6 protein-coding genes are annotated in these 8426 nt (G+C 75.6%); 4 read left to right on the top strand and 2 right to left on the bottom strand.

What is annotated here, in order from left to right; genetic code table 11:
- Positions 1-73: 73 nt before the first annotated feature.
- The gene (locus tag AC1WTP_RS10450) at positions 74-550 is read right to left on the bottom strand and encodes a DUF6232 family protein (protein ID WP_481649015.1); all 477 of its coding nucleotides are present in this window, start codon (positions 548-550) and stop codon (positions 74-76) included.
- A 98-nt stretch (positions 551-648) separates the two neighbouring features.
- On the opposite strand from AC1WTP_RS10450, the gene AC1WTP_RS10445 reads away from it, so the two are divergent.
- From AC1WTP_RS10445 to AC1WTP_RS10430, 4 genes are all read left to right on the top strand, one after another.
- A complete protein-coding gene (locus AC1WTP_RS10445; RefSeq protein WP_481649014.1) occupies positions 649-1422 on the top strand; it encodes an enoyl-CoA hydratase-related protein in 774 nt (257 codons plus the stop codon).
- A 106-nt stretch (positions 1423-1528) separates the two neighbouring features.
- On the top strand, positions 1529-3151 hold the full coding sequence (locus AC1WTP_RS10440; RefSeq protein WP_481649013.1) for an acetolactate synthase: 1623 nt from the start codon (positions 1529-1531) through the stop codon (positions 3149-3151).
- Between the two features lie 193 nt (positions 3152-3344).
- Complete coding sequence (locus AC1WTP_RS10435) at positions 3345-4319, top strand: ATP-binding cassette domain-containing protein (protein WP_481649012.1); 975 nt, start codon at positions 3345-3347, stop codon at positions 4317-4319.
- Positions 4316-5125 carry an ABC transporter permease gene (locus AC1WTP_RS10430; protein WP_481649011.1) on the top strand — a complete coding sequence of 270 codons (810 nt, stop codon included), beginning with the start codon at positions 4316-4318 and terminating at the stop codon, positions 5123-5125. The genes AC1WTP_RS10435 and AC1WTP_RS10430 overlap by 4 nt, the downstream gene beginning before the upstream one ends.
- On the opposite strand, the gene AC1WTP_RS10425 is transcribed toward AC1WTP_RS10430, so the two are convergent.
- Positions 5109-8408, bottom strand: a complete 3300-nt coding sequence (locus AC1WTP_RS10425) for an AfsR/SARP family transcriptional regulator (protein ID WP_481649010.1) — start codon at positions 8406-8408, stop codon at positions 5109-5111. The genes AC1WTP_RS10430 and AC1WTP_RS10425 overlap by 17 nt on opposite strands.
- Between the last annotated feature and the right edge of the window lie 18 nt (positions 8409-8426).

Below are 8426 nucleotides of genomic sequence, written 5' to 3'. Positions count from 1 at the left end.
CAACAAGACCGGCGCACCCGTCACCCGGTCACTGATCGCCTACGACCACTGACCGGGATTCGGAACTACTCGTCTAGCGGCGGCGGGCGGGCACCGGCTGGCCGCGCTCCACCGCCCGCTGCACCGCGCGGTAGATCTGGCCGAAGCGCAGCGCGTCGCCGGTGCACAGCAGCCGGACGGGGTGCCCGCGCCAGCGTGCCCAGATCTCCAACTGCCGGCTGCCCCGGGCGTACGAGCGGTCCAGGTGCTCGAAGAGGAAGTCGGCGACCGGCCCGACGGCGAGCCCGACCAGCACCGAGGCGCCGACGATCGCGATGGTGACGGTGGCGGAGCGGTCCAGCCAGAGCGCCAGCGCGATGCCGAGCGCGGCGGCCACCAGCGGCCCGGCCAGCGCCGCGCCGATCGCGCCGCGGCCGGCCAGCACCCGCCAGGACCGGCTGCCGCGCCGGTGCCACACCATGCTGATCTCGGCGAGCGGGAACGTCCGGCCGTCCACCCGGACGGCGGTGGAGGTGACCTGCACCGATCTGTCGTCGTAGTACGTGATCATCGCTGGACTCCCGGGGCGGGGCTGATACCAGACTACTTACCCAAACGAGGCGGGCCGTAAGGTTGGCACGCGACTTCGACGAGGAAGTGAGGGTGCGCGTGAGCGAGTTCGTGCGGCTGGAGACCAAGGACGGGATCGGCACCATCCGCCTGGAGCGGCCGCCGATGAACGCGTTGAACACCCAGGTGCAGGGGGAGTTGCGCGCCGCGGCGACGGCGGCCACCGCCGACGCCGGCGTCCGCGCGGTCATCGTGTACGGCGGGGAGAAGGTCTTCGCCGCCGGTGCGGACATCAAGGAGATGGCCGACATGTCCTACGTGGACATGGCGGCGCGGGCGGCCGACCTGTCCAGCGCGCTCGGCGCGATCGCCCGCATCCCCAAGCCGGTCGTCGCGGCGATCACCGGCTACGCCCTCGGCGGCGGCTGCGAGCTGGCGCTGGCCTGCGACTGGCGGGTGGTGGCCGAGGACGCCAAGCTCGGCCAGCCGGAGATCAAGCTGGGCATCATCCCCGGCGCCGGCGGCACCCAGCGGCTGGCCCGCCTGGTCGGCCCGGCCCGGGCCAAGGATCTGATCATGTCCGGCCGGATGGTCGACGCCCAGGAGGCGCTGCGGATCGGCCTCGCCGACCGGGTCGCCCCGGCCGCCGAGGTCTACGACACCGCGGTCGAGCTGGTCCGCCCGTACCTCACCGGGCCGGTGCAGGCGCTGCGCGCGGCGAAGCTCGCGGTCGACGGCGGCCTGGACATGGACCTCAACTCCGGCCTGGCCTGGGAGAGCCAGCTCTTCGCGGCGCTGTTCGCCACCGACGACCGGCGCGAGGGCATGGCGGCTTTCGTGGCGAAGCGCAAGCCGGACTTCACCGGCCGCTGAACCGGCCCGGGTCGGCGGCGGCACCCGCCGCCGACCCGAAGACGGTTCACATTCCGCCTACCGGTCAGTAGCGTGTGACTCCGGTCGGGCGACGAAGGGGAGTGGCATGACGGAACGGATCGAGGGTCACGGTGGCGAGCTGGCGCTCGCGGCGCTGCGCGCGTACGGGGTGCGGGAGATGTTCACCCTCTCCGGCGGGCACGTCTTCCCGCTCTACGACGCCGCCCACAGGAACGACTTCCCGATCTACGACGTGCGGCACGAGCAGTCCGCGGTCTTCGCCGCCGAGGCCGTGGCGAAGCTCCAGCGCCGCCCCGGCCTGGCCGTGCTCACCGCCGGCCCCGGCGTCACCAACGGCATCTCGGGGCTGACCAGCGCATACTTCAACGCCTCGCCGGTGCTGGTGCTCGGCGGGCGGGCGCCGCAGTTCCGCTGGGGCTCGGGCAGCCTGCAGGAGATGGACCATCTCCCGCTGGTCGCCCCGGTCACCAAGCACGCCGAGACGGTGTTCAGCCCCGACGACATCCCGCGCGCGGTGACCGCGGCGCTGACCACCGCGCTCACCCCGCACCGCGGGCCGGTCTTCCTGGACTTCCCGCTGGAGGCGGTCTTCTCGGTCGCCGACGCCGAGCTGCCGGCGCCGCCCGGCATCGCCCCCGTCGAGGCCGACCCCGACGAGGTCCGTACGGCGGCCGAGCTGATCGCGGCGGCCAGCCGCCCGGTGATCATCGCCGGCTCCGACGTCTACGCCGGTGACGCGGTCGACGCGCTGCGCGCCGCCGCCGAGGCGTTGCAGGTGCCGGTCTTCACCAACGGGATGGGCCGGGGCGCCCTGCCGCCGGAGCACCCGCTCGCCTTCGCCAAGGCCCGGCGGGTCGCTTTGAAGGGCGCCGACGTGGTCGTGGTGGTGGGCACCCCGCTGGACTTCCGGCTCGGCTTCGGCGACTTCGGCGACGCCACGGTGGTGCACATCGTCGACGCGCCGAGCCAGCGGGCCGGGCACGTCCAGCCGGCCGCCGCGCCCGCCGGCGACCTGCGGCTGATCCTCACCGCGCTGGCCGAGCACCCCGGTGACCGGGCCGACCACGCCGGCTGGATCGCCGACCTGCGCACCGCCGAGGACGCCGCGAAGGCCCGCGACGCCGAGGAGATGGCCGCCGAGACCGACCCGATCCGCCCGGCCCGGGTCTACGGCGAACTGCGCAAGGTCCTCGCCCGCGACGCCATCACCATCGGCGACGGCGGCGACTTCGTCTCCTACGCCGGGCGCTACCTGGAGCCCGCGCAGCCCGGCACCTGGCTCGACCCCGGCCCGTACGGCTGCCTCGGCACCGGGATGGGCTATGCGATGGGGGCCCGGGTCAGCCACCCGGACCGGCAGATCTGCGTGCTGATGGGCGACGGCGCGGCCGGCTTCTCGCTGATGGACGTGGAGTCCCTGGCCCGGCAGCGGCTGCCGGTCGTGATCGTGGTCGGCAACAACGGCATCTGGGGGCTGGAGAAGCACCCGATGCGCGCCATGTACGGCTACGACGTCGCCGCCGACCTGCAACCGGAGCTGCGCTACGACCAGGTGGTCAGCGCCCTCGGCGGCGTCGGTGAGACGGTGGCCAAGGCGGCCGACCTCGGGCCGGCCCTCCAGCGCGCCTTCGACGCCGGCGTGCCGTACCTGGTGAACGTGCTCACCGACCCGGCCGACGCGTACCCCCGCTCGTCGAACCTGGCCTGAGCCACCCGCCGCCGCCGTCGCCGCCACCCCGGCGACGGCGGCGGTCGCGTTTCTCCCGCAGCTGAACGGGGTCTTCCAGCAGCAGAAATCAGCGGCATGTCAGCGCCTGTCGTCGTAACGTCAGCGCCGGGTCGGCGGAATGTCAGGGGCGCCGGTCATGGTGGTGCGACCAGCGAACACGACAGGAGTTGCGATGGACCACGCGATCCGCGCGGAGGGTCTGGTGCGCCGCTTCGGCGCCACCACCGCCCTCGCCGGAGTTGACCTGGCGGTCCCCACCGGGACGGTCTTCGGCCTGCTCGGCCCGAACGGCGCGGGCAAGACCACCGCGGTCCGGGTGCTCAGCACCCTGCTGCGGGCCGACGAGGGGCACGCCACCGTGGGCGGCTTCGACGTGGTGCGCGACGCCCACCGGGTGCGCCAGCTGATCGGGCTGACCGGCCAGTACGCCTCCGTCGACGAGACGCTCACCGGCTTCGAGAACCTGCTGCTGATCGGCCGGCTGCTCGGCTTCGGCCGGGCCGACGCCAAGGCGCGCGCCCGGGAGTTGCTCGCCGACTTCCACCTCGACGACGCCGGTGACCGGGCCGCCAAGACCTACTCCGGCGGCATGCGCCGGCGGCTCGACCTCGCCGCCAGCCTGGTCGGCCGCCCGCAGGTGCTCTTCCTCGACGAGCCGACCACCGGGCTGGACCCGCGCAGCCGCAACGAGCTGTGGGACATCGTCCGCGACCTGGTCGCCGGCGGGGTGACCGTGCTGCTGACCACGCAGTACCTCGAGGAGGCCGACCAGCTGGCCGGCGAGATCGCGGTGGTCGACCACGGCCGGGTCATCGCCCAGGGCACCCCGGAGGAGCTGAAGGCCAAGACCGGCGGGCAGACGCTGACCGTCCGTCCCGCCGACCCCGACGACCTGGCGACCGTGGTGGCCATCGCCGGCGAGGTGGCCGGGGCGACCCCCGAGGTGGCCCAGAGCAGCGTGACCGTGGCGGTCAACGACCCGGGCGTGCTGCCCGCGGTGGTCCGCCGCCTCGAGGCGGCGGAGATCGCCGTCGCCGAGCTGGCGCTGCGCGGCGCCAGCCTGGACGAGGTCTTCCTCTCGCTCACCGGTCACCGCGCCGAGTCCGACGCCCCGGAGCGGGCCGACCTGGAGAGGACCGTGGCATGACCAGCGCCACCCTGACCACCCCGCTCGCCCCGGCCCGCCGGCTCGGTCCGACCGCCGGGCTGCGGCACACGCTCACCCTGGCCTGGCGCAGCCTGGTGCAGATCAAGCACAACCCGATGGAGCTGCTCGACCTGAGCATCCAGCCGGTCATGTTCGTGCTGCTCTTCACGTACGTGTTCGGCGGGGCGATCTCCGGCTCGCCGGGGGACTACCTGACCTTCGCGCTGCCCGGCATCATCGTGCAGAACGCCTTCTTCGCCACCATGACCACCGGATTCGGGCTGAACAACGACCTCACCAAGGGCGTGTTCGACCGGCTCCGGGCGCTGCCGATCGCCCGCTGGGCGCCGCTGGCCGGGCGGATCCTCGCCGACACCGTCAAGCAGGCCTGGTCGGTGTCGCTGCTGGTCGGCGTCGGCATGGTGCTCGGCTTCCGGCTGGAGAACGGGCTGCTCGGCCTGCTCGGGGCGTTCGCGCTGCTGCTGGCGTTCTCGCTGGCCGCGTCCTGGATCTCCGTGCTGGTCGGGGTGCTGGTCAACGAGCCGGAGAAGGTGCAGATCTTCGGTTTCATGGTGATCTTCCCGCTCACCTTCACCAGCAACGCGTTCGTGCCGACCGAGACCATGCCCGGCTGGCTGCAGTCCTGGGTCGAGGTCAACCCGGTGACCATCCTCGCCGACGCGCTGCGGGGCCTGCTGGTCGGCGGCCCGGTGGCCGCACCGGTGGTGCAGTCGCTGCTCTGGGCGGGCGTCCTCGCCGCGATCTTCGCCCCGCTGGCGGTGCGCGGGCTCAAGCGTCGAGTGTGACCCGCACCAGTTCCCGCACCCCGTCCCAGCGGGTGCCCCGGCCGCTCGCGTACGCCCCGGCGAACTCCGGTTCGCCGAGCGCCGCGCGGGCGGCCCGGGCCACCCGGCGGGCGTCCAGCGCGCCGCGGTCGTCCCCGCCGCGCACCCCGTGCGCCGCGCCGAGCAGGGTGGCCGCGGTGGCGGGCCGGCCCGCCCGCAGCGCCAGGTCGGCGTAGCCGACCAGCACCACGGCGACCACCGGCGCGTCGGTGGACTCGATCGCCAGCTCCAGCGCGCGGTCCAGGTGCGCGCGGGCGGCCGGCAGGTCACCCGTCCCGGCCGCGACGTGCCCCTTACCGGTCTCCAGCCAGGCCCGCCACTGCGGGGCGACCGCCCGCCGGTCGACCAGTCCGGTGGCGCGTTCGGCCCACCGGGCCGCCCCCGCCCAGTCCTCCCGGTCGCGCAGGACCTCGCTCCAGGTGAACGCCACCCCGGACCGGGGCTCGTCGGCGCCGAGCCGCTCGGCCTCCTCGTACGCCTCGGTGAGCAGCGCCTCGGCCCGCTGCCGCGCACCGGTCTGCCAGTACAGGTACGCCAACCGGGCGCGGATCTGCGGCACGTCCTCGGCCGCGCCCAGCTCCTCGACGTCCACCAGGGCGGCCCGCAGGTGCCCGACCGCCACGTCGTGGTCGCCCGTGCGGGTGGCCAGGTCGGCCAGCGAGTAGCGGGTGGTGGAGAGCCCCCAGCGGTCGCCCGCGCGGTCGAACAGCCGCAGCGCGGCCCGGAAGTCGTCCAGCGCGGACTCGGCCGACGAGCCGAAGTTCAGCAGCGTGTGGCCGTGCATCAACCGGGCCACCCCGGCCACCCACGGGTCGGCGTCGGCGAAGAGCCCGCGCAGCGCGACCGCCCCCTCCGGCTGCCCGACCCGATCGAACATCAGCGTCATCGGGCCGAGCAGACGCAGCAGCGCGTGCCCGGTGTCGTCGTCGGCCAGCTCCGCCGCCCGGAACACCCAGTCCCGGGCACCGGCCAGGTCGGCGTGTCCGCTGACCCGGTTCATCGCCCCGACGGTGTACGCGGCGGCCAGGGCCGGCGACGGCCGCAGCCGCTGCCGCTCGGCCAGCGCGATCGCCTCCCCGGTGAGGTCGGCGCCCTCGGCCCGCTGGCCGCGCAGCCACCAGTACCAGCCCAGCGCCCCGGCCAGCCGAACCGCCGTCTCGGCGTCGCGGGCGCCGAGCGCCCAGCGCAGCGCGGCGTGCAGATTGTCGTGCTCGGCGCGCAGCCGCTCGATCCAGTGCAGCTGCGCCGGCCCGCGCAGCCGCGGGTCGGCCCGCTCGGCCAGCGCGAGGAACTCGGCGGCGTGCGCCTGCCGGAGCCGGTGCGCCTCGCCCGCCTCGACCAGCCGGTCCAGGCCGTACTCCCGGATGGTCTCCAGCATCCGGTACCGCGGCTCACCGTCGCCCGTCGCGCTGACCAGCGACTTCTCCACCAGCGCGGAGAGCCGGTCCAGCACGTCCGCCGGGGCCAGCTCGCCGCCGGCACAGACCCGCTCGACGGTCTCCAGGGTGGCGCCCCCGGTGCACACGGCCAGCCGCCGCCAGAGCGCCCGGTCGGCCGGGTCGAGCAGCTCCCAGCTCCAGTCCACCACCGCCCGCAGCGTCTGGTGCCGGGGCAGGGCCGTGCGGCTGCCCCCGGTGAGCAGCCGGAACCGGTCGTGCAGCCGGTCGTCCACCTGGGCGGCCGTCATCGCCCGCAGCCGGGCGGCGGCCAGCTCGATGGCGAGCGGCATCCCGTCCAGCGCCCGGCAGATGCGCACCACCGGGCCGACCGTGGCGGCGTCCACCACGAAGTCGGGCCGGACCGCGCCGGCCCGGTCGGCGAAGAGCCGCACCGCGGCGTACGACAGGGCGGTCGCCGGATCGGCTCCGGCCGGTGGCAGCGCGAGAGACTCCACCGGGTGCAGCGTCTCGCCGGTGATGCCCAGCGGTTCCCGGCTGGTGGCCAGCACCCGCAGGCCGGGGCAGGCGGCGAGCAGCCGGTCGGCCAGCCCGGCGGCGGCGTCCAGCAGGTGCTCGCAGTTGTCCAGCAGCAGCAGCGTGGCCCGCGGGGCGAGCGCCTCGATCAGCCGGGCTGCCGGCTCGATCGCCTCGGCCGGCGGGATCCGGGACCGGCTGCCGGTGAAGAACGCCTGCTCGCGCAGGCCGAGCGCGGCGAGCACCGCCTGCGGCACCTCGGCCGGGTCGGTGACCGGGGCCAGCTCGACCAGCCGTACGCCGTCCGGGAAGCGGCCGGCGACGGTGCGCGCCGACTCGACGGCGAGCCGGGTCTTGCCCGCGCCGCCGGGACCGGTCAGGGTGACCAGCCGGGCCGTCTCGAGCAACGCGCCGACCCGGTCGACCGCCGCCTCCCGGCCGACGAAGCTGGTCAGCGGCGCCGGCAGCGGGTCGCGGGGCGCGGGGCGTGGCGTCGCCGCCGGGCTGCCGCCGTCGGCCGCGGGCGGGCGGGTGCCGGTGACCTGGTCCGGCCGACCCGGGCGGGCGCTGGCGGGCCGGCCGTTCGACGGCCCGTCGACGCTCGGCTCGCCGCGCAGTACGGCCAGGTGCAGGGCGGCGAGTTCGGGTCCCGGGTCGGCGCCCAGGGCGTCGGCGAGGGTGGTGCGGATCCGCTCGTACCCGGCGAGCGCCTCGGCCGGCCGGCCGGCCCGGTGCAGCGCCCGGATCAGCTGCCCGGCCAGCCGTTCCCGCAGCGGGTGGGCGGCCACCAGCTCATGCAGCCAGGGCAGCAGCTCGGCCGGGTCGGCCAGCGCGGCCCGCGCCTGGACCAGGTCCTCGGTGGCGGCCAGCCGGAGTTCGGTCAGCCGGGCCACCGGGGCGCGGGCGAAGTCCGCGTCGGCCACGTCGGCCAGGGCCGGCCCGCGCCACAGGGCGAGCGCCGCGCGCAGCCGGTCGGCGGCCGCGGCCGGGTCGTCGCCGAGCAGCGCCCGGCCGGCGGCGGCGCCCGCCTCGAACCGGTTCACGTCCACCGCGTCGGGATGCAGGTCGAGCCGGTAGCCGCCGGGCCGGGCCTCGACCGGTAGCCCCGGCACGCTGCGGCGCAGCCGGGAGACCAGGGCCTGCAGGGCGTTGCCGGTGCCGGTCGGCGGCCCGTCCGGCCAGACCGCGTCGACCAGCCGCCCGACGGTGACCACCCGGCCCGGTTCCAGCGCGAGCGGGATCAGCAGCCGGCGGAGCCGCGCCCCGCCGATCTGCGCCGGCGCGCCCCGGTCGGCCCGGACCTCCAGCGGCCCGAGCAGGCAGATCTGCACGTCGTCGATTTTGCGCCC

This window comes from Micromonospora sp. R311 (assembly GCF_056780015.1).
This window is presented reverse-complemented; position numbering and strand designations above follow the sequence as displayed.